General features: G+C 65.7%; 21 protein-coding genes. 17 read left to right on the forward strand and 4 right to left on the reverse strand.

The features are described from left to right. Positions 1-88 precede the first annotated feature (88 nt). Positions 89-1,390 carry an ammonium transporter gene (locus KHY18_RS15025; RefSeq protein ID WP_213301371.1) on the forward strand — a complete coding sequence of 434 codons (1,302 nt, stop codon included), beginning with the start codon at positions 89-91 and terminating at the stop codon, positions 1,388-1,390. Positions 1,391-1,453: 63 nt separating this feature from the next. After that, entirely contained in the window at positions 1,454-1,759 is a 306-nt protein-coding gene (locus tag KHY18_RS15030; RefSeq protein WP_213301374.1) for a hypothetical protein, read from the forward strand. Position 1,760: 1 nt separating this feature from the next. On the opposite strand, the gene KHY18_RS15035 is transcribed toward KHY18_RS15030, so the two are convergent. Continuing rightward, positions 1,761-3,491: a GMC family oxidoreductase gene (locus tag KHY18_RS15035; RefSeq protein ID WP_213301377.1), complete on the reverse strand. Its 1,731-nt coding sequence runs from the start codon at positions 3,489-3,491 to the stop codon at positions 1,761-1,763. Between the two features lie 261 nt (positions 3,492-3,752). Here KHY18_RS15035 and KHY18_RS15040 point away from each other — a divergent pair, with 261 nt between their 5' ends. From KHY18_RS15040 to KHY18_RS15060, 5 genes are all read left to right on the forward strand, one after another. Next, positions 3,753-4,871: an MlaE family ABC transporter permease gene (locus KHY18_RS15040; protein ID WP_213301380.1), complete on the forward strand. Its 1,119-nt coding sequence runs from the start codon at positions 3,753-3,755 to the stop codon at positions 4,869-4,871. A gap of 1 nt (position 4,872) precedes the next feature. After that, complete coding sequence (locus tag KHY18_RS15045; RefSeq protein WP_213301383.1) at positions 4,873-5,730, forward strand: ABC transporter ATP-binding protein; 858 nt, start codon at positions 4,873-4,875, stop codon at positions 5,728-5,730. Continuing rightward, on the forward strand, positions 5,730-6,707 hold the full coding sequence (locus tag KHY18_RS15050; RefSeq protein ID WP_213301386.1) for an MlaD family protein: 978 nt from the start codon (positions 5,730-5,732) through the stop codon (positions 6,705-6,707). Before KHY18_RS15045 ends, KHY18_RS15050 begins: the two co-directional genes overlap by 1 nt. Positions 6,708-6,716: 9 nt before the next feature. Beyond that, positions 6,717-7,382, forward strand: coding sequence for an ABC-type transport auxiliary lipoprotein family protein (locus KHY18_RS15055; RefSeq protein WP_213301389.1), 666 nt, complete (start codon positions 6,717-6,719; stop codon positions 7,380-7,382). Positions 7,383-7,596: 214 nt separating this feature from the next. After that, complete coding sequence (locus KHY18_RS15060; protein ID WP_213301392.1) at positions 7,597-7,980, forward strand: hypothetical protein; 384 nt, start codon at positions 7,597-7,599, stop codon at positions 7,978-7,980. On the opposite strand, the gene KHY18_RS15065 is transcribed toward KHY18_RS15060, so the two are convergent. Then, positions 7,977-8,612 (reverse strand): MarC family protein, encoded by a 636-nt coding sequence (locus KHY18_RS15065; protein WP_213301394.1) that lies wholly within the window; start codon positions 8,610-8,612, stop codon positions 7,977-7,979. The two genes, KHY18_RS15060 and KHY18_RS15065, sit on opposite strands and share 4 nt — an antisense overlap. Positions 8,613-8,775: 163 nt before the next feature. Here KHY18_RS15065 and KHY18_RS15070 point away from each other — a divergent pair, with 163 nt between their 5' ends. After that, the gene (locus tag KHY18_RS15070) at positions 8,776-9,465 is read left to right on the forward strand and encodes a dienelactone hydrolase family protein (protein WP_213301396.1); all 690 of its coding nucleotides are present in this window, start codon (positions 8,776-8,778) and stop codon (positions 9,463-9,465) included. Positions 9,466-9,610: 145 nt separating this feature from the next. Here KHY18_RS15070 and KHY18_RS15075 read toward each other — a convergent pair whose 3' ends face one another. Both KHY18_RS15075 and hemB read right to left on the reverse strand, forming a co-directional pair. Beyond that, entirely contained in the window at positions 9,611-10,711 is a 1,101-nt protein-coding gene (locus tag KHY18_RS15075) for a magnesium transporter CorA family protein (protein ID WP_213301398.1), read from the reverse strand. Between the two features lie 14 nt (positions 10,712-10,725). Continuing rightward, the gene (gene hemB / locus KHY18_RS15080; protein WP_213301400.1) at positions 10,726-11,736 is read right to left on the reverse strand and encodes a porphobilinogen synthase; all 1,011 of its coding nucleotides are present in this window, start codon (positions 11,734-11,736) and stop codon (positions 10,726-10,728) included. Between the two features lie 152 nt (positions 11,737-11,888). Here hemB and KHY18_RS15085 point away from each other — a divergent pair, with 152 nt between their 5' ends. The 9 genes from KHY18_RS15085 to KHY18_RS15125 form a co-directional block, all read left to right on the forward strand. Continuing rightward, a complete protein-coding gene (locus tag KHY18_RS15085; RefSeq protein ID WP_213301401.1) occupies positions 11,889-12,317 on the forward strand; it encodes a CopD family protein in 429 nt (142 codons plus the stop codon). 23 nt (positions 12,318-12,340) lie between these two features. Next, positions 12,341-13,453 (forward strand): VanZ family protein, encoded by a 1,113-nt coding sequence (locus KHY18_RS15090; RefSeq protein WP_213301403.1) that lies wholly within the window; start codon positions 12,341-12,343, stop codon positions 13,451-13,453. A gap of 73 nt (positions 13,454-13,526) precedes the next feature. Beyond that, entirely contained in the window at positions 13,527-13,883 is a 357-nt protein-coding gene (locus KHY18_RS15095; RefSeq protein WP_213301405.1) for a (2Fe-2S) ferredoxin domain-containing protein, read from the forward strand. Between the two features lie 78 nt (positions 13,884-13,961). Then, complete coding sequence (locus KHY18_RS15100; protein WP_213301408.1) at positions 13,962-14,603, forward strand: alpha/beta hydrolase; 642 nt, start codon at positions 13,962-13,964, stop codon at positions 14,601-14,603. A gap of 88 nt (positions 14,604-14,691) precedes the next feature. Next, positions 14,692-15,873 (forward strand): D-alanyl-D-alanine carboxypeptidase family protein, encoded by a 1,182-nt coding sequence (locus tag KHY18_RS15105; RefSeq protein ID WP_213301411.1) that lies wholly within the window; start codon positions 14,692-14,694, stop codon positions 15,871-15,873. A 344-nt stretch (positions 15,874-16,217) separates the two neighbouring features. Further along, positions 16,218-16,595 carry a 30S ribosomal protein S12 gene (gene rpsL, locus KHY18_RS15110; protein ID WP_159911512.1) on the forward strand — a complete coding sequence of 126 codons (378 nt, stop codon included), beginning with the start codon at positions 16,218-16,220 and terminating at the stop codon, positions 16,593-16,595. Positions 16,596-16,757: 162 nt separating this feature from the next. Then, the gene (gene rpsG / locus KHY18_RS15115) at positions 16,758-17,231 is read left to right on the forward strand and encodes a 30S ribosomal protein S7 (protein WP_159911513.1); all 474 of its coding nucleotides are present in this window, start codon (positions 16,758-16,760) and stop codon (positions 17,229-17,231) included. Positions 17,232-17,374: 143 nt separating this feature from the next. After that, positions 17,375-19,483: an elongation factor G gene (gene fusA / locus KHY18_RS15120; RefSeq protein WP_213301414.1), complete on the forward strand. Its 2,109-nt coding sequence runs from the start codon at positions 17,375-17,377 to the stop codon at positions 19,481-19,483. Between the two features lie 152 nt (positions 19,484-19,635). Then, on the forward strand, positions 19,636-19,935 hold a 300-nt coding region (locus tag KHY18_RS15125; protein ID WP_249729145.1), incomplete at its 3' end, for a GTP-binding protein.

A 19,935-nucleotide genomic window follows, 5' to 3' on the forward strand; every position in this document is an offset into this window, starting at 1 on the left:
GCATGGCATGGACATGACAGGCAGGCAAGACATCTCCAGACACTCGCACGCCAAGGCGCAGCACTCTTACTCTGCAGCCGGCTTCGCCATGGGGGGAGCAGTGCTTGCCACCTGGGCGCTGCCCGCGGCCGCGGCGCCGGCCGCGCCGCTGGTGGCCCCCACCATGGTTGAAATGGCCGCCCTGAATGCGGCCGATACCGGTTGGTTGATGGTCTGCACCGCCTTGGTGCTGCTGATGACGCTGCCCGGCGTGGCGCTGTTCTATGCGGGCATGGTGCGGCGCAAGAACGTGCTCAACACGCTGGCCAGCGTGCTGCTCGTGGCCTGCGTGGTCAGCGTGCTGTGGTTCGCCGCCGGCTATTCGCTGGCATTCACGCCCGGCGACGGCATTCTGGGCGGCTTCACGCGCCTGGGCTTTGCGGGGCTGGACCCGGACTGGGCGGGCCAGCGCGTGAGCGTGAGCCACATGGCGCCCAATGTGCCCGAAGCTGCGTTCGCGATGTTCCAGCTGTCGTTCGCGGTGATCACCGCGGCGCTGCTGGTGGGCGCACTGGTCGAGCGCATGCGTTTCACGGCGCTGCTGGTGTTCGTTGCGCTGTGGACGCTGGCCGTCTATGTGCCGGTCGCGCACTGGGTCTGGGAGGCCGGCGGCTGGCTCGCGCGCCTCGGGGCGCTGGATTTCGCGGGCGGCACCGTGGTGCATGTCAACGCGGGCGCGGCGGGTCTGGCCTGCGCCTGGTATCTGGGCCCGCGCCAGGGCTATGGCCGCGAGGCGTTCGAGCCCTACAACCTGGGCTGGACCATGCTGGGGGCGAGCCTGCTGCTGATCGGCTGGTTCGGCTTCAATGCGGGCTCGGCGCTGGCCGCCGACAGCCGCGCCGCGCTGGCGCTGGCCGTGACGCATCTCGCGGCTGCGGGCGGCGCGCTCGGCTGGCTGATCGCCGAATGGCTGCTGCGCCGGCGCGCGTCGCTGCTGGGCCTGTGTTCGGGCCTGGTCGCGGGGCTGGTGGCGATCACGCCCGCGGCCGGCTATGTGGGCCTGGGCCCGGCGCTGCTGATCGGCCTGATCGCGGGCGCGGTCTGCTACTGGGGCGCGACCGGCCTCAAGCGCGCGCTGGGCGCCGACGATGCGCTCGACGTATTCGGCGTGCATGGCGTAGGCGGAATCGTCGGCTCATTGCTCACGGGCGTGTTCGCGAGCCGCAGCATCGCCGGCGTGCAGGGCCACATCGGCACCCAGATGCTGACGGTGCTGGTGGTCGCGGTGTTCAGCTTTGTCGCCACGGGCGTGCTGCTGTGGCTCACCGACCGTCTGGTGGGGCTGCGCGTGTCCGATGCCAGCGAGCAGACCGGGCTGGACCTTTCGCTGCACCGCGAGCGGCTGGGTTAGCCAGAGACCGCATGGACCTGCGCGGCAACGCGCGGGCGTTCAATCCCGCAGCAGGAGTTTGCGATGCTTGACAGTGAAAAACTGGCCGTGGCCGCCCATGTGCATGTGCTGCTGCGGCGCAAGACCGGGCGCGTGACCGACACCGAATGGATGGCCTGCAACGCCGACTACGCGCGCGAAGTCGTGCGCTTTTGCCGCCTGCGTGCCCAGCAGGACGCATTGCCCGAACTCGGCGAATGGGCCGACAAGCTCGAGCGCGCCATGCAGCTCGCGCCGACGGCGCCGGCCGCGGGCTTTGCGGCCATGCCCGCGCTGAACCGAACGCCACCTGCAGGCGGCGTCGAGCGCTATGTGGGCGGTATCCGCTAGTTCAGGCCACCACGGGAACGCGCGGCGGCGGGGCGGGCTCGTGCACCGCGCTGCCGGCCGGCCTGGCCTGGCTCTTGCGAATCCACTCGGCGACTTTCTCGGCCATCATCAGCGTGGGCGAGTTGGTGTTGCCGCTGGTGATGGTCGGCATCGCGCCCGCGTCGACCACGCGCAGCCCGGCGATGCCGCGCACGCGCAGCTGGCTGTCGAGCACGGCCATGGGATCGTCGTCACGGCCCATCTTGGTGGTTCCCACGGGGTGGAAGATCGTGGTCGCGATGTCGCCCGCGAGGCGCGCCAGTTCCTCGTCGGTCTGGAACTGCACGCCGGGCTTGTATTCCTCGGGCGCGAAGCGCGCCAGCGCGGGCTGGGCGACGATGCGCCGCGTGAGCCGCAGGCTGTCGGCCGCGACCTGGCGGTCTTCGTCGGTGCTGAGGTAGTTCGGCGCGATCGCCGGCGCCTGGCGGTAGTCGGCGCTGCGGATCTGCACCGTGCCGCGGCTCGTGGGGTTCAGGTTGCAGACGCTGGCGGTGAACGCCGGGAACGCATGCAGCGGTTCGCCGAACGCATCCAGCGACAGCGGCTGCACGTGGTATTCGAGATTGGGGTGGGCCAGTTCGGGGCGGCTGCGCGTGAACGCGCCCAGCTGCGACGGCGCCATGCTCATGGGCCCGCTGCGCTTGAACGCGTACTCCATGCCGATCTTTGCCTTGCCCAGCAGGCTGGACGCGAGCACATTGAGCGTGGGCGCGCCCTTCACCTTGAACACCGTGCGAATCTGCAAATGGTCCTGCAGGTTGGCGCCCACGCCCGGCAGGTCCTTGACCACGGGAATGCCATGCTTTTGCAGCAGCTGCGCCGGGCCTATGCCCGACAGCTGCAGCAGCTGCGGCGAGTTGATCGCACCCGCGCAGACCAGCACTTCGCCGGTCGCGTGCACGATGTCGAGGCCGTCGCCGGTGGCGACTTCGACGCCCGTGCAGCGCTGGCTGCCGTCGGGCTGGGTGTCGATGATCAGCCGCGTCGCCTGGGCCATGGTCCACATCTCGAAATTCGCGCGGCCGTAGCAGGTGGGGCGCAAAAAGGCCTTGGCCGTGTTCCAGCGCCAGCCGGCCTTCTGGTTGACTTCGAAATAGCCCACGCCTTCGTTGTCGCCGCCGTTGAAGTCGTCGCTGGCGGGAATGCCGCTTTGCTGCGCGGCCTGGGAGAACGCGTCGAGGATGTCCCAGCGCAGGCGCTGCTTCTCCACGCGCCACTCGCCCGTGCTGCCCGTGGTCTTGTTGCCGTGCAGGCTCTTGAAGCGCGCGTCGGCGCTGCCGCCGACATCGAGCCGCCAATGGTCTTCGTGGCGCATGAAATGCGGCAGGCTGTTTTCCCAGCGCCAGGCGTCGTCGCCCGTGAGCTGCGCCCACTGGTCGTAGTCGCGGGCCTGGCCGCGCATGTAGATCATGCCGTTGATGCTGCTGCAGCCGCCCAGCGTCTTGCCGCGCGGATAGCGCAGGCTGCGGCCGTTGAGCCCGGGCTCGGCTTCGGTCTGGTAGAGCCAGTCGGTACGCGGGTTGCCTATGCAATAGAGATAACCGACGGGGATGTGAATCCAGTGGTAATCGTCCTTGCGTCCGGCCTCGATCAGCAGCACGCGCTTGCTGCGGTCGGCGCTCAGGCGGTTGCACAGCAGGGCGCCGGCCGTGCCGCCCCCGATGATGATGTAGTCGAAAGTGGTGTCGCTCATGGGTCCGGGTCGCTAGGCGCTGGTTGGAGAGGGCTGCGACCCATTGTCCCGATAGGCCGTAGCCTGTCGATAGGGAAAGCGCGCGGAGACTGCCTCTGCCCGGGGCGAAAAGCGGGCATTTTTAATTCCCTTACCCCAGCCGCTTGCGCTAGAGTGCACAACGAGGTCGCGTCCTGCGCGCCGGGGCCCGAGGAATATGCAAAACTGGATGCCGCCGGTAGCCCTGCGGCCCGGTTTCTTTCTCCCCGCCACTGACACTTGATGCCGCCTTCGCTTGCCCCTTCTGTTGTGTTCGACTCCGCTGCCGGCCGCGCCTTGCCAAAAGGCGATTGGACCGCGGCGGGCTTTGCCGAACGTGCTGACTGGCGCCGGCTGGAGCGCGAACTGCAGGCCGTGCCCGACGCTTCGGCCTGGGACCTCACGGGCATCGGTAGGCTTGACTATGTGGGCGCGCAGATTCTCTGGCGCCACTGGGGCGGTGCCTGGCCGGCGAGCTACGAGGTCAGCGACGCGCACCGTGAAATTCTTTCCCACGTCGAACAGTACAGCCAGTGCGAGAAGCCGGCCAAGCCCGGCTGGCACCCGCGCCAGCAGATCGACCAGCTCGGCATGCTGGTGCTGGCGGGCTGCAGCCACCTCAAGGAGCTGGTCGAGCTGATTGGCCAGCTGCTGCTCGATTTCGGCCGCCTGCTGCGCCGGCCGCAGCGTGCGCCGTGGCGCGATGTGTCCGGCCATCTCTACAGCATGGGCGCGACCGCGCTGCCGATCACGGCCCTGGTCGGCTTTCTGATCGGCGTGGTGCTGGCCTTTCTGATGGCCTTGCAACTGCGCCAGTTCGGCGCCGAATCTTTCATCGTCAATATTCTGGGCATTTCGCTGATCCGCGAACTCGGCCCGCTGCTGGCCGCAATTCTGGTCGCCGGCCGTTCCGGCTCGGCGATCACCGCCCAGATCGGCGTGATGCGCGTCAACGAAGAACTCGACGCCATGCAGGTCATGGGTATTTCCCATGGCTTCCGACTGGTGCTGCCGCGCGCGCTGGCGCTGGCGGTGGCCATGCCGTTGGTCGCGGTCTGGACCACGCTGGCCGCGCTGGCCGGCGGTATGTTGGCCGCCGATCTGACAATGGGCATCACGCCCGCCTACTTCGCCCAGGCCTTGCCCGCAGCGGTCGAATCGGCCAATTTATGGCTCGCGATGGGCAAGTCCATGGTCTTCGGCGTGCTGATCGCGCTCATCGGCTGCCACTGGGGGCTGCGCGTGGAGCCCAATACCCAGAGCCTGGGGCAGGGCACGACCGCCTCGGTGGTGTCGGCGATCACCATGGTGATCATTGTCGACGCGGTGTTCGCGATTCTGTTCAAGGACGTGGGAATCTGACATGACGAACGCCACCGAAATTGCCCCTTCCACGACCGCGCAGGCCGTGCCCGACGCCGCGACGTCGGTGCCTGTCGTGCGCATCGCCGGGCTGTGGAGCGTGTTCGGCCAGGGCGACAAGGCGTTCGCCGTGCACCAGGACCTGGACCTGGTGGTCGAGCGCGGCGAGATGCTGTCCATCGTCGGCGGCTCGGGCACGGGCAAGACCGTGCTGCTGCGCCAGATGCTGGGCCTGCTCAAGCCGAGCAAGGGTACGGTCGAAGTGCTGGGCCGGCCGGCCGCCGAAATGGGGCGCGAAGGCGCGGCCAGCCGCGTGGGCATGCTGTTCCAGCATGGCGCGCTGTTTTCGGCGTTCAACGTGCTCGACAACATCGCCTTCGCGCTGCGCGAGCAGGGCAGCCTGCCCGACGACCTGGTGCGCGACGCGGCCATGGTCAAGCTGCAGATGGTCGGGCTCAAGCCCGAGCATGCGGCGCGCATGCCTTCCGATCTTTCGGGCGGCATGATCAAGCGCGTGGCGCTGGCGCGCGCGCTGATCATGGATCCGCCGCTGCTGCTGCTCGATGAACCCACGGCCGGCCTCGATCCCACGAGCGCCGACGAATTCTGCGCGCTGCTGCGCGAGCTGCACGCGGCGCTGGGGCTGACGCTGGTCATGGTGACCCATGACCTCGACACCTTGTTCGCACTGTCCTCGCGCGTGGCCGTTCTGGCCGAGAAGAAGGTGCTGGTCACGGGCCCGCCGCGCGAAGTCGCGGCCTTCGACCATCCCTTTGTCGAAACCTTTTTCCGGGGAGAGCGGGGCCGGCGTGCCATGGCGCCCCTGAGCAGCGGCCAGCCGGCCGCAGGAGAAACCTGATGGAAAACAAGTCGCATGCAATGGCGGCGGGCCTGTTCGTGGTGCTGGTGGCAGCGCTGCTGGCCGGCCTCGCGATGTGGTTGACCCGCGACCACAGCCAGTACACCCAGTACGAACTCACGACCAAGGACGGCATAGGCGGCCTGCAGCCGCAGGCGGCCGTGCGCTACAAGGGCGTGCCCGTGGGCAAGGTCGTGCATATCGGCTTCGATCCACAGACCGCCGGCAATGTGCTGATCCGCATCGCCGTGGGCACGGAAACACCGATTTCCCCCACTACTTTCGCGGTGCTCGGCTACCAGGGCGTCACGGGCCTGGCCCATGTGCAGCTTGACGACGCCGCCGAACCCCAGCCGCAGCTGCCGCCCGGCGCCAGCGGCCTGCCGCGCCTGTGGCTCAAATCCTCGCCGCTGAGCATGCTTGCCGACCAGGGTCCGGCGCTGCTGGGCCGCGTCGATGAAGTCACGCGCCGGCTCAACGACATGCTGGGCGATGAAAACCAGCAGCGCTTCAGCAGCGCGCTGGAAAACATTGCCGGCGCCGCCGCTGGCGTGCGCGACCTGACCGCGGGCGTGCAACACACGCTGACCCAGAGGCTCGATCCGGCGCTGGCCGACATTCCGGCGCTCACCGCCGATGCGCGCAAGACGCTGCAATCGCTGGACCAGGCCGGCAAGAGCACCACGGCGGTGGCGAACGAGCTGGGCCAGACCGTGCAGCGCATCAATGCTCCCGACGGTCCGTTGCAGCAGATTGCTGCGGGCACGCAGTCATTGGAGCGCGCCGCCGACAGCCTGAGCCGCACCACCTTGCCGCGCGTGACCAACGCCGCCGACGGCGTGTCGCGCGCCGCGCGCCAGCTCGGCACTGCCGCGAGTGCCTTCAGCGACAACCCGCAATCGGTGATCTACGGCAACGGCAGCGCAGTCGCCGGTCCCGGCGAACCCGGTTTTGTTGCCCCCACCCCCTTGCCTTAGGAATCCGTTATGTCCGCTTCTTTTTTCGAGGCTGCGCGCACCAACGCTTTTCGGGTCGCCGGTTCGCTGGCCTGCCTGTGGCTGGTCGGCTGTTCGGTGCTGCCCAAGCCCCCCGCGGCCGCCGTGCGCTATGACTTCGGCCCGGTGCCGGTCGCCACGGCGCCCGCGCCCCAGGCCCAGCGGCCCGCGATCGCGCTGGCCGAAATCGAGGCCCCTGGCCTCAGGGACGCGGAAACTTCGGTGCTCTACCGCCTGGCCTACGCCGAGGCCCAGGTGGTGCGCCCCTACCAGCTCGCGCGCTGGACGCGCCCGCCCGCGCAGCTGGTGCAGCAGCGCCTGAGCAGCGGCCTGGGCCGTGACCGTGTCGTGCTGCTGGGAGGCGACGGCCCGTCGCAGCCCAAGGTGCAGGGCCAGTTGCCCGCCTTGCTGAGGGTCGAACTCGAGGAGTTCAGCCATGTGTTCCTGTCGGCCCAGGAAAGCGTCGGCTGGGTGCGCCTGCGCGCTTCGCTTGTCGACCGGCGGCCACAGGGCGACATGCTGGTGGGCCAGACGACTTTCGTCGTGCAGCAGCCCGCAGCCGGCGCGGATGCGGCCAGCGGCGTGCGCGCATTGACCCAGGCGACCGACAAAGTCGTTGCCGACATGCAGGCCTGGCTGCTGCAGCTCGGACGTTGACCGGGCACGAATTGCGAGTGGGCGTAGGCGGTTGCTGACGGCGCTTGCCTGTGCTCTCCCTACGCGGCTGGCGCGGCGTTTCTTCTAAAGTCCACTCCAGCTTTTGCATACTATCGACTCTTCCTGTTCGATTGCAATAAGTTATTACCTGCGTCCACCTTGACGCAGCGCGTGCCGGTGCATGCGCAAGGTGAGACGAACAAGGAGTGACGTTATGCAAGCCCTGCGCAAATTACCTGCGCTGTTGATCATCGGTGTGTTGACGAGCGTGGCGGTCCTGGCCAGCACGGCCATGGGCACCGCCGCATCGGAACAGATGGCGGCGAAACGCCGGATTTCCCTGCAATTCCAGCAAGACATGCTGGGCTGCGAAAAGCTCGATGGCGCTGCCGAGGAGCGCTGCGAGCGCCAGGCCCATGCCGGGGCCGAAGTCGCCAAGGCCGAACTCGAAACCCGGCGCCAACGCCTGGCCCAAGGCCGGCAGACGCGCGAAATTCAGGCGCAATCGCAGCACAAGATCGCCCAGGCGCGCTGCAATGCGCTGTCGGGCCGGGTCAGGCAGCGCTGCACGGGCGGCGCGGCGCGCGCCGCCAGCTAGCGCATCGCCAGCACTGGAAACATCTTGATCAGCCCGCCGGCCATGACTTCGACCGCCAGAGCGGCCAGGATCAGGCCCATCAGCCGTGTCATGACGTTGATGCCGGTGCGGCCCAGCACGCGCGCAATCGGTTGTGCCAGCGAAAAGCAGATTGCCGTCGCCAGCGCCACCACCACGCCATAGCCTATCAGCGCCAGGTGCTGCCAGATGTCCTTCGCCTGGTCGGCGTAGATCACCACGGTGGACATCGCGGCCGGTCCGGTCAGTAGCGGAATCGTCAGCGGCACGACCGCGATGCTGTTGCCCATCGCCGCCTTTTCCACGCCGGCTTCGAGCGTCGCCGCGCTGGGGCGGTCTTCGGCCGGGCGCGCGTTGAGCATGTTCATGGCGCTGATCAGCAGCAGCAGGCCGCCGCCGACCTGAAAGCTCTGCAGCGAGATGTTGAAGAAGTCGAGCACCTGCAAGCCCAGCAGCGCGCAGGCCGAAATCACGCAGAACGCGCTGAACGCCGCCGTGCGTATGGTGTCGCGCCGCTGGGCGTCGCTGAAGCCCTGGGTGTAGTGGATGAAGAACGGAATGATGGCCAGCGGATTGACGATGGCCACCAGCGTGATCAGTGGTTTGAGGTCCATCAGCGCGCGCCTCCGCAGAGGTCGAATCGGCCGATCTGAAGTAGCGCCTGGTGCGTCATGCGGTCTCCTGTGAGAATGCACGTTGATCGCGCATTTGCTGCGCCATTACAGCACCTGGCGCCGATGCCGGTGCACGACCAATCCACATCGAACGGAGCAGAGCATGGGAAATTTCGTGAATTTGACCTCGGCCGACGGTTTCAGCGCCCCCGCGTGGGTTGCTGTGCCTGATGGCCCGGTGCGCGGCGCCATCGTGGTGCTGCAGGAAATCTTCGGCGTCAACGCCCACATCCAGGCCGTGACCGACCGTTTCGCGGCGCGCGGCTACGCGGCCGTGGCACCGTCCATGTTCGCGCGCGTGCAGCCCGATGTCGACCTGGGCTACCAGCCCGCCGACATGGAGCGCGGCATGGCGCTCAAAGCTGCGACCGAAGCGCTGCCCGCGCCGGGCGCGATGGCCGAAGTGCAGGCGGCGATCGCCCATGCGGCGGCGATCAGCGGCGGCAAGGTCGGCATCGTCGGCTTCTGCTGGGGCGGCCTGGTGACCTGGCGCGCGGCCTGCACGCTGCCGGGCCTGGCGGCGGCCGTGAGCTATTACGGCGGCGGCATGACCACGCCGGCCGAAGTGGCGCGTGCGCCGCAGGTCCCGGTGCTCGCGCATTTCGCGCGCCAGGACCACTGGATTTCGGTCGAATCGGTGCAGGCCTTCGGCCGCGCCCATCCCGAAGTCGAAGTCCATCTGTATGACGCCGACCATGGCTTCAACTGCGACCAGCGCGGTGCCTATGACGAAAGCAGCGCGCTGCTGGCGCGCGATCGCACGCTGGCCTTCTTCGACAAGCACCTGGCCTGACGCTTAGCGCCGCTAACACAACCCTTGCTGCGTCGTTGCGTCGCCTTGTCGTGCTACTTGCACTGCCTGCGGCACCGCGCCTGGCCGGCCGCGCCTAGCAGCAACCGCAAATCTTCGATTTGCTGGGTCGTGTTAGCGGCGCCTCTTACGGCGCGCGCTCCAGCCGGTCCAGATAGCGCTTGCGCCAGAAGAAGGAAATCAGCACCAGCGACACCACGCCCATGCCCGCGACGGCCCACCAGAAGCCGTCCTGCTTGTGCACCAGCGGAATGAACTCGAAGTTCATGCCGAACACCGCTGCAATCAGATTCAGCGGCAGGAACACGGCGGTGATCGTGGTCAGCGTGCGCATGATGTCGTTGGCGCGGTTGCTCTGCAGCGAGAAATGCATCTGCACCGCGGTCTCGGCGCTCTGCTCCAGGCGGCGCACATGGTGGACCACGCGCTCTATGTGCTCGAGCACGTCGCGCGAGCGCACCTTGAGCAGTTCGCGCTCGCGCTGCAGCGTGGGCATCGACTCGGCGGGCCAGGCGTCGAGCGCCTCTATCCATTCCTGTATCGCGGCGCGCTGGTCCTCGCAGATTTCATCGAGCTGGTGCAGCGCCAGGCGCGCGTCCAGGATGGCGCTCCAGTTGGAAATCCGCGCCTTGGGTTCGAGCAGCGCCGACTGCCAATGGTCGAGCTGGCGCGTGAGGTCGCGCCGCAGTTCGAGATAGCCATCGACCATGTGGTTGACCAGACGCAGCATCAGGTCGGCCGGGCTGTTGGTGCGCTTGGCCGGACCTCCGCGCGCGTCCGTGGGCTGCTCCGACAGCAGGCGCAGCAGGAAATAGGCATGCACCGGGCAGGCGTCGGGGTGCACGGTCAGCAGCAGCTGGTCGAACACCACCATGCCCACGGGCCGCGTGACGATGCGCGTGAGCACCGGCGGGCCGTGCTGCGGCGTGGCCGGCGCGGCGTCGCCGCTTTCGGCCGTCGCCAGCCGCTGGAACACCAGCAGGTCGTATTGCGATGTTGCGTCGTAATTCGACGGCAGCTGGGCGTTGAGCAGGTCGGAGACATGCAGGTCGACCAGCGGCACGCCGCACTGTCGGTGCAGCATCGCCTGCAGTGCCGGCAGATGGGCCGCGAACTCGGAGCGCGTGCACGAGACCCAGTAGAAGCCCGTAGACGAAGGCGGGGCCAGCGGCAGCTCCTCGCCCAGGTCCTGGGCCGGGCCGGTGGCGGCGATGTGAAGGGTGCGCATGGCCCGGACTGTGATCAGCGTTGCTGCAGCTTTTTCGCGGCGTCGATCGCGAAGTACGTGAGCACGCCATCGGCGCCAGCGCGCTTGAAGGCCAGCAGGCTTTCGAGCATCACTGCGTCGTGGTCCAGCCAGCCGTTGGCCGCGGCCGCCTTGATCATCGCGTATTCGCCCGACACCTGGTAGGCGAAGGTCGGCACCTTGAACTCGTCCTTGACGCGGCGCACGATGTCCAGATAAGGCATGCCGGGCTTGACCATCACCATGTCTGCGCCTTCGGCCAGGTCGAGCGCGACTTCGCGCAGCGCTTCGTCGCTGTTGCCCGGGTCCATCTGGTAGACATTCTTGTCCGCCTTGCCGAGCGCGCCGCGCGTGCCCACGGCATCGCGAAACGGTCCGTAGAAGGCGCTCGCATATTTGGCGCTGTAGGCCATGATGCGCGTGTGGATGTGGCCCTGGGCTTCGAGCGCTTCGCGCACCGCGCCTATGCGCCCGTCCATCATGTCGCTGGGCGCGACGATGTCGACGCCGGCCTCGGCATGGGTCAGCGCCTGGCCCACGAGGATTTCGACGGTCTCGTCATTGATGATGTAGCCCGAGGCATCGAGCACGCCGTCCTGGCCGTGGCTGGTGTAAGGGTCCAGCGCCACATCGGTCATCACGCCCAGGTCGGGGAATTCCTTTTTGAGCGCGCGCACCACGCGCGGAATCAGGCCGTCGGGGTTCAGTGCTTCCTTGCCGTCGGGCGTCTTGAGCGCGGCATCGATCGCCGGAAACAGTGCCAGCACCGGAATGCCCAGCTTCACGCATTCTTCCGCCACGGGCAGCAGCAGGTCCAGGCTCAGGCGGTCTACGCCGGGCATCGACGTCACGGCCTCGCGCCGCTGCGTCCCTTCGTGCACGAACACCGGATAGATCAGGTCGTGGGCCGTCACCAGGTTCTCGCGCACCAGGTTGCGGGTGAACGGGTCGCGGCGCAGGCGACGTGGGCGGTTGTGGGGAAAGGGGGTAGGGCTGGAAAGATGCATGGGGAAAATTGTGCCCCATTCGCCATGCCGCAGGGGCAGGGAGCGGCAAAACCTGCGGCGCCAGGCTGGAAACGCAAGGCCGAGCACGCGCTGGCGTACGGTTTTGCGCCGCGGCGCAGCTGTGCGCCGGGCCGGGCCCGTACACTGGGCACATGCTATGGGTCAAAGCTTTTCATATTGTGTTCGTTGCGAGCTGGTTCGCGGGACTGTTCTATCTTCCGCGTATCTTCGTGAATCTGGCGATGGTCACTCCGGGCTCGGTCGCCGAGCGCGAGCGGCTGCTCCTGATGGCGCGCAAGCTGATGCGCTTCACCACGCTGCTCGCCGTGCCGGCGCTGCTGCTCGGTCTCTGGCTGTGGCAGGGCTATGGCATAGGCCGCGGCCCGGGCAACGGCTGGATGCACGCCAAGCTGTTCGTCGTGCTGCTGGCGCTGGGCTACCACCATGCCTGCGGCCGGCTGCTGCGCAAGTTCATCGATGACGTGAACCAGCGCAGCCACCGCTGGTACCGCTGGTTCAATGAAGTGCCGGTGCTGCTGCTGGTCGCGGCAGTCGTGCTGGTGGTCGTCAAGCCCTTTTGAGGGCCACAGGGAGCCGCGGCGCAGTGCACAAGACTTCTGCCTGGCCACTGGCGCTGGTTTATTCGGCGCTGATCTTTTTTGCGAGCCTGTTTCCTTTCACGGGCTGGCGCGCCCAGGGCATCAACCCCTGGGTGTTTTTCACGGCCACCATTCCTCCGCCTTACTGGACCTGGTTCGACGTCAACATGAACGTCGTCGGCTACGGGCCGCTGGGCTTTCTGCTGGCGCTGGCCTTGCAGCGCTCGGGCATGCCGCGCGCGGCCGTGCCCGTGGCGGCGCTGGCCGGCACGCTGCTGTCGGCCGCGATGGAGTTCCTGCAGATCTATCTGCCGCGGCGCGTGCCGTCGAACATGGACCTGGTGCTCAACGCCAGCGGAACGCTGATAGGCGCGCTGCTGGCGCTGCTGCTTGAACGCCTGGGCGCGCTCGATCGCTGGAGCGTGTTTCGCGCGCGCTGGTTCAGCGCGCAGGCGCGCGGCGCCATCGTGCTGCTAGTGCTCTGGCCGATGGCGCTGCTGGTGCCCGCGGCCGTGCCGTTCAGCCTGGGCCAGGTCTTCGAGCGCCTCGAATCGGCCTTGATCGAGCTGCTCGAAGACACCCCTTTCCTGGAATGGCTGCCGCTGCGCGATGCGCCGCTGGTGCCGCTGTCGCCAGGTGGCGAGCTGCTGTGCGAAGTGCTGGGCCTGCTCGCGCCCTGCCTGCTGGCCTACTGCGTGGTGCCGCATATCGGCCGGCGCGCGGTGCTGGCCGTGCTGGGCGTGGGCCTGGGCATTGCCGCCACGGCGCTGTCGTGGGCGCTGAGCTACGGCCCGGTCCATGCCTGGGAGTGGCTGGGCCTGCCGGCCCAGCTCGCGATCTGGTTCGCGCTGGCGCTGGCCGCGGCGCTGGTCGCCTTGCCCGGGCGGGCCTGCGCGGCCGTGCTGCTGCTGGTACTGATGTGGCAGTTGAGCCTGCTCAACCAGGCGCCCACCAGCGCCTACTTCGCGCAGACCCTGCAGACCTGGGAGCAGGGGCGCTTCATCCGTTTCTACGGCCTGGGGCAATGGCTGAGCTGGCTCTGGCCTTATGCGACGCTGGGCTTTGTGCTGCTCAAGGTCGCGCGCCGCGACCGGCCGCGTCTGCCGCAGCCCCACTGATTCACCCCGCGCCATCCGCATCGGCCTGCCTGCGCAGCGGCTTGCCGGGATGGCGCACCTAAAATGGACACCCATGAGCGACAACACTTCCGACCAGAGCGCAGGCGGCTACTACGCCCGCCATATCTTCTTTTGCCTCAATGAGCGCCCCGGAGGTGAAGACTGCTGCGCGCTGCACGGCGCCAAGGCAGGTTTTGACCGCTGCAAGTCGCAGGTCAAGGCCGCTGGCCTGTCCGGTCCCGGCAAGGTGCGCGTCAACAAGGCCGGCTGCCTGGACCGCTGTGCGGGCGGCCCGGTCGCCGTGGTCTATCCCGAAGGCACCTGGTACACCTTCATCGATGACAGCGATATCGACGAAATCGTCGAGTCGCACCTGAAAAACGGACAAATTGTCGAGCGTTTGCTCACGCCGCCGGAACTCGGCCGCTGAAACCCACTCCATCCGACCAGCCCCTGTCTTTCAGGCGCGCGCCGGCCTCGGCACGCGCCGCTTCCATGGAATTGCAACGTGAATGCCCAGACTGAACGCTTGACCCTGACGGGCGCCGCCGGCGCCATCGAGGCGCTGCGCGACGCCGCTGTACTGAACGCGGGCCAGCCCCTGCGCGGTGTGGCCATCATCGCCCACCCCCATCCGCTGTTTGGCGGCACCATGGACAACAAGGTCGTGCAGACCCTGGCGCGCGCCTTCGTGCAAAGCGGCTTCACCGCCGTGCGCTTCAATTTTCGCGGCGTGGGCGCAAGCGCCGGCACGCACGATGCGGGCCAGGGCGAACTGCAGGACCTGCTCGAAGTCGTGCGCCAGGTCGCGCCCGAAGGCCCGATCGCGCTGGCCGGCTTCTCGTTCGGCGCTTTCGTGACCAGCCATGCGCTGGCCCAGCTCTGGCCCGAAGGCCGGATCGAGCGTGCGGTACTGGTCGGCACGGCCACCAGCCGCTTCAGCGTCGCCCCCGTGCCCGCCGATGCGCAGCAGCGCACGCTGATCGTGCATGGCGAAGCCGACGACACCGTGGAGCTGTCCTCGGTCATGGACTGGGCGCGCCCGCAGATACTCCCTGTCACAGTTGTCCCCGGAGGCGGTCATTTCTTTCACGGACAATTGCCGCTGCTCAAGAGCCTGGTGGTCCGCCACCTGCTGCCGGGTCTGTGACGTCCAAGGTTGGCGGCCGCAGCCGCCAGCCACGCTTCGCCGCTCGCTGCACTGGCGGGCGTTTTTTCCTGTTTCCCCTGAGCCTTACATGACCCCGATATTCAACACCTTGCGTGTTCTTGCCGTCACCGTGGCAATGGCGCCCGCATTCGCGCCCAACTTCGCGCTGGCCCAGATCAGCCTGCCCCAGCCGCCCGAAATCGCCGCGCGCAACTACCTGCTGGTCGACGTCACCGCCAACCAGGTCCTGGGTGCCAAGGACATCGACGCGCCCATCGAGCAGGCCTCGCTGACCAAGCTGATGACCGGCTACCTGGTGTTCGATGCGCTGCGCGCCAAGAAAATCACGCTCGAGCAGCGCTTCCCGGTCAGCGAACGCGCCTGGAAGATGCCCGGCTCGCGCATGTTCATCGACCCCAAGATGCAGGTGCCCGTCGACGACCTGATCAAGGGCATGATCGTCCAGTCGGGCAATGACGCCACCATGGCGCTGGCCGAAGGCGTGGGCGGTTCGCAGGAAAACTTCGTGCGCCTGATGAATGAGCAGGCCAAGGCCCTGGGCATGAAGGGCACGAGCTACAAGAACCCCGAAGGCCTGACCGAACCCGGTCACCTGACCACGGCGCGCGACCTGTCCATCCTGGCCCAGCGCCTGATGCAGGAGTTCCCCGAGTACATGCACTACTACTCGACCAAGCAGTACCACTACGAAGGCACGCCGGCGTCGAACGGCACCAACCGCAACACGCTGCTGTTTCGCGACCCCACGGTCGACGGCCTGAAGACCGGCCACACCGCCGCTGCCGGCTACTGCCTGGTGTCGACCGCCAAGCGCACCATGCCCCAGGTGGGCGAGCGCCGCCTGCTGTCCATCGTGCTGGGCGCTTCGAGCTCCAATGCGCGCGCCACCGAAAGCCAGAAGCTGCTGAACTGGGGCTATACCGCGTTCGACTCGGTCAAGCTGTTCGACGTAGGCCAGCCCGTGGCCACGCCCGAAGTCTGGAAGGGCCAGGCCAGCACCATCCAGATCGGCCAGCCCAATGCCATCGTCGTGACCGTGCCCGCAGGCTCGGCCGGCAAGCTCAAGACCGAAGTCGTGCGCCAGGATCCGCTGATCGCCCCGTTCACCAAGGGCCAGGCCATGGGCACGCTCAAGGTGACGCTGGACGGCCAGGTTGTTGCCGAAGTACCACTCGTGGCGCTCGAAGCCGTCGAGCAGGCCGGCTTCTTCGGCCGCCTCTGGGACGCCATCCGCCTCTGGATAAAGTAACTGGCTCCCCACGCTTGCTCACTTCGTGTAGCTGCGCTGCCCCTCCACGAGGGGCTGTTTTGCCTTGGGGCGGCCCGGCGGCAAAACTGGCCCCCACGCTCCCTCACTTCGTGTGGTCGCTGCCCCCCGAGGGGGCCGCGTTTTGCCTTGGGGCGGCCCGGCGGCAAAACCTGGCTCCCCGCGCTTGCTCGCAGCTTCTCACCAGTGCCTCCAATACATGCTAGGAAGGCAGGGGTGCTTGGCGAGGCGGCTTGCTTTGCTTGAGCCAAGCTGCTACAGTCGAATGCTTTTCGGAAATTCCGAAGGGATTCACGTTTTCGTTTTTTACGTTTAGGGACGTATACATGCCAACCATTAACCAGCTCGTTCGTCAGGGGCGCTCGGTCGAAACGATCAAGTCCAAGAGCCCTGCGATGGAAAACTCTCCACAGCGCCGCGGCGTGTGCACACGTGTGTACACCACGACGCCTAAGAAGCCTAACTCCGCTCTGCGTAAGGTCGCCAAGGTGCGCCTGACCAACGGTTTTGAGGTCATTTCGTACATTGGCGGTGAAGGCCACAACCTGCAGGAACACAGCGTCGTGCTGGTTCGCGGCGGTCGTGTCAAGGATTTGCCAGGTGTGCGTTACCACATCGTCCGTGGTTCGCTCGACTTGCAAGGCGTCAAGGATCGCAAGCAATCGCGCTCCAAGTACGGTGCCAAGCGTCCCAAGAAGGCCTAAGCCTTTTTGTAGACAGATTTTCGGTGTTTGTCCTGCCGGGCAGGTAGTTCAAACGTAGTGACCCCAAGCGCAAATGTTTTGCGTGGGTCGAGTAAGTGGGAGTCCTGTTGACCCCCGCGGTGTCTGAAAAGATGCCAACTGAAGCAAAGATAGAGGTAAAAAATGCCACGTCGTCGCGAAGTCCCCAAACGTGAAATTCTGCCGGATCCTAAGTTCGGCAACGTAGAGCTGTCCAAATTCATGAACGTGATCATGGAAGGCGGCAAGAAGGCAGTTGCAGAGCGCATCATTTATGGCGCCCTGGAACTGATCCACAAGAAGCACCCCGATAAGGATCCTCTGGAAGCCTTCGTGGTTGCTATCAACAACGTGAAGCCCATGGTGGAAGTCAAGTCCCGCCGCGTGGGTGGTGCAAACTACCAAGTGCCTGTTGAAGTGCGCCCTGTCCGTCGTCTGGCTCTGTCCATGCGCTGGATCAAGGAAGCCGCTCGCAAGCGTGGTGAAAAGTCCATGGCTCAACGCCTGGCCAACGAGCTGCTGGAAGCGACCGAAGGTCGTGGCGGCGCGATGAAGAAGCGTGATGAAGTGCACCGTATGGCCGAAGCCAACAAGGCATTCAGCCACTTCCGCTTCTAAACGGCGTTAGCGCTTTCTTGACACGGGGCCGCTCGCAAATTTTTGCCTGCGGCCTTGTCTCGATTCAGAGCGCCCCCAAATTAACTGTTGCCCACTTTGTTGGAGTGGCAGTGATTCTCCAGATGATCAATTAAGGATCCACCATGGCTCGCAAGACCCCCATTGAGCGCTACCGCAACATCGGTATTTCTGCTCACATCGACGCAGGTAAGACAACCACCACCGAGCGTATCCTGTTCTATACCGGCGTGAACCACAAGCTGGGCGAAGTGCACGATGGCGCTGCCACCATGGACTGGATGGAGCAAGAGCAAGAGCGCGGCATCACGATCACCTCCGCTGCCACGACCTGCTTCTGGTCGGGCATGGACCACTCGTTCCCCGAGCACCGCTTCAACATCATTGACACCCCCGGCCACGTCGACTTCACGATTGAAGTCGAGCGCTCGATGCGCGTGCTGGATGCTGCCTGCATGGTCTACTGTGCTGTGGGTGGCGTGCAGCCCCAGTCGGAAACCGTGTGGCGCCAAGCCAACAAGTACCGCGTGCCCCGTCTGGCCTTCGTGAACAAGATGGACCGTACCGGCGCCAACTTCTTCAAGGTCGTCGAGCAGATCAAGACCCGCCTGAAGGGCAACCCCGTGCCCGTCGTCGTGCCAATCGGTGCCGAAGACGGTTTCGAAGGTGTGGTTGACCTGCTCAAGATGAAGGCCATCTTCTGGGACGAAAAGTCGCAGGGCATGAAGTTCGAATACCGCGACATCCCCGCCGACCTGGTCGACGTGGCGAACGAGTGGCGCGAAAAGATGGTCGAAGCCGCGGCTGAAGCCAGCGAAGAGTTCATGAACAAGTACTTGGAAGAGGGCACCCTCTCCGAAGAAGAAATCATGAGCGGTCTGCGCACGCGTACTCTGGCTGTTGAAATCCAGCCCATGCTGTGCGGCTCGGCCTTCAAGAACAAGGGTGTTCAGCGCATGCTGGACGCCGTGATCCAGTTCCTGCCCGCTCCCGTGGAAGTGGCTGCGATCGAAGGTACCGATCCTGACGACGAAGAAAAGAAGCTGACGCGCAAGGCAGACGACAGCGAAAAGTTCGCTGCGTTGGCTTTCAAGCTGATGACCGACCCCTTCGTGGGCCAGCTGACTTTCGTGCGCGTTTACTCGGGCGTTTTGACCAAGGGCGACACCGTCCTGAACGCGGTCAAGGGCAAGAAGGAACGTATCGGCCGTATCGTGCAGATGCATGCCAACGAACGTCTGGAAGTCGAAGAAATTCGCGCCGGCGACATCGCTGCCTGCGTGGGCCTGAAGGACGTGACGACCGGCGAAACCCTGTCCGACCTGAACTTCCCCATCATCCTGGAACGTATGGTCTTCCCCGAGCCCGTGATTGCCCAGGCTGTGGAACCCAAGACCAAGGCCGACCAGGAAAAGATGGGTATTGCCCTGTCGCGCCTGGCCGCTGAAGATCCGTCGTTCCGCGTGCGCTCCGATGAAGAATCGGGCCAGACCATCATCGCCGGTATGGGCGAGCTGCATCTGGAAATTATTGTCGACCGCATGAAGCGCGAATTCGGCGTGGAAGCCAACGTTGGCAAGCCACAAGTGGCTTACCGCGAAACCATCCGCAAGACCGTCGAAGATGCCGAAGGCAAGTTCGTGCGTCAGTCGGGCGGTAAGGGCCAGTACGGTCACGTGGTGCTGAAGATCGAACCCAACGAAGCCGGCAAGGGCATCGAGTTCGTCGACGCGATCAAGGGTGGTGTGGTTCCTCGCGAATACATCCCCGCGGTCGAAAAGGGTATCAACGAAGCCGTCACGCAAGGCGTGCTGGCTGGCTACCCCGTGGTTGACGTCAAGGTCACGCTGCACTTCGGTTCGTACCACGATGTGGACTCGAACGAACTCGCGTTCAAGATGGCTGCCATCTTCGGTTTCAAGGAAGGTTGCCGCAAGGCCAGCCCCGTGATTCTGGAACCCATGATGTCCGTGGAAGTGGAAACTCCCGAAGACTACGCCGGTACTGTGATGGGCGATCTGTCCTCGCGTCGCGGCATGGTCCAGGGCATGGACGACATGGTCGGTGGCGGCAAGGCCATCCGTGCCGAAGTCCCGCTGTCGGAAATGTTCGGTTACGCCACCTCGCTGCGCTCGGCAACGCAAGGTCGCGCTACCTACACGATGGAGTTCAAGCACTACGCTGAAGCTCCCCGTAACGTTTCGGAAGCCATCATGGCTGCCCGCACGAAGTAAAATAGGTTTTTGTCCGTCGGCTGTCCGCAAGGATGGCCTTCGGGCTTGCCAGGTCTGCGATTGAGTGCCTCCCTGTTTCCTGTGCGGGGGGAATCAGCAATTCGATGCAGACGTTAAACATCACACAGGTTTTGCTCTTTTGGAGAAATCTCATGGCAAAAGGTAAGTTCGAACGCACCAAGCCCCACGTCAACGTGGGCACCATCGGTCACGTTGACCACGGCAAGACAACCCTGACGGCTGCTATCGCAACCGTTCTGTCGGCCAAGTTCGGCGGCGAAGCCAAGAAGTACGACGAAATCGACAAGGCGCCTGAAGAAAAGGCCCGCGGTATTACCATCAATACCTCGCACGTCGAATACGAAACCGCTGGTCGCCACTACGCCCACGTTGACTGCCCAGGCCACGCTGACTATGTGAAGAACATGATCACCGGCGCTGCTCAAATGGAC

Origin of the sequence: Acidovorax sp. CCYZU-2555 (genome assembly GCF_018413525.1) — a bacterium.
Taxonomy (GTDB): Bacteria; Pseudomonadota; Gammaproteobacteria; order Burkholderiales; family Burkholderiaceae_C; genus Comamonas.

What these genes read in the sequence shown, in the direction of transcription:
- hemB (WP_213301400.1), bottom strand. Translation starts at nt 11,736, where the DNA reads ATGCATCTTTCCAGCCCTACCCCCTTTCCCCACAACCGCCCACGTCGC.
- KHY18_RS15040 (WP_213301380.1), top strand. Translation starts at nt 3,753, where the DNA reads ATGCCGCCTTCGCTTGCCCCTTCTGTTGTGTTCGACTCCGCTGCCGGC.
- KHY18_RS15060 (WP_213301392.1), top strand. Translation starts at nt 7,597, where the DNA reads ATGCAAGCCCTGCGCAAATTACCTGCGCTGTTGATCATCGGTGTGTTG.
- KHY18_RS15105 (WP_213301411.1), top strand. Translation starts at nt 14,692, where the DNA reads ATGACCCCGATATTCAACACCTTGCGTGTTCTTGCCGTCACCGTGGCA.
- KHY18_RS15050 (WP_213301386.1), top strand. Translation starts at nt 5,730, where the DNA reads ATGGAAAACAAGTCGCATGCAATGGCGGCGGGCCTGTTCGTGGTGCTG.
- KHY18_RS15095 (WP_213301405.1), top strand. Translation starts at nt 13,527, where the DNA reads ATGAGCGACAACACTTCCGACCAGAGCGCAGGCGGCTACTACGCCCGC.
- rpsG (WP_159911513.1), top strand. Translation starts at nt 16,758, where the DNA reads ATGCCACGTCGTCGCGAAGTCCCCAAACGTGAAATTCTGCCGGATCCT.
- fusA (WP_213301414.1), top strand. Translation starts at nt 17,375, where the DNA reads ATGGCTCGCAAGACCCCCATTGAGCGCTACCGCAACATCGGTATTTCT.
- KHY18_RS15045 (WP_213301383.1), top strand. Translation starts at nt 4,873, where the DNA reads ATGACGAACGCCACCGAAATTGCCCCTTCCACGACCGCGCAGGCCGTG.
- KHY18_RS15055 (WP_213301389.1), top strand. Translation starts at nt 6,717, where the DNA reads ATGTCCGCTTCTTTTTTCGAGGCTGCGCGCACCAACGCTTTTCGGGTC.
- KHY18_RS15075 (WP_213301398.1), bottom strand. Translation starts at nt 10,711, where the DNA reads ATGCGCACCCTTCACATCGCCGCCACCGGCCCGGCCCAGGACCTGGGC.
- KHY18_RS15035 (WP_213301377.1), bottom strand. Translation starts at nt 3,491, where the DNA reads ATGAGCGACACCACTTTCGACTACATCATCATCGGGGGCGGCACGGCC.
- rpsL (WP_159911512.1), top strand. Translation starts at nt 16,218, where the DNA reads ATGCCAACCATTAACCAGCTCGTTCGTCAGGGGCGCTCGGTCGAAACG.
- KHY18_RS15025 (WP_213301371.1), top strand. Translation starts at nt 89, where the DNA reads ATGGGGGGAGCAGTGCTTGCCACCTGGGCGCTGCCCGCGGCCGCGGCG.
- KHY18_RS15065 (WP_213301394.1), bottom strand. Translation starts at nt 8,612, where the DNA reads ATGGACCTCAAACCACTGATCACGCTGGTGGCCATCGTCAATCCGCTG.
- KHY18_RS15070 (WP_213301396.1), top strand. Translation starts at nt 8,776, where the DNA reads ATGGGAAATTTCGTGAATTTGACCTCGGCCGACGGTTTCAGCGCCCCC.
- KHY18_RS15085 (WP_213301401.1), top strand. Translation starts at nt 11,889, where the DNA reads ATGCTATGGGTCAAAGCTTTTCATATTGTGTTCGTTGCGAGCTGGTTC.
- KHY18_RS15030 (WP_213301374.1), top strand. Translation starts at nt 1,454, where the DNA reads ATGCTTGACAGTGAAAAACTGGCCGTGGCCGCCCATGTGCATGTGCTG.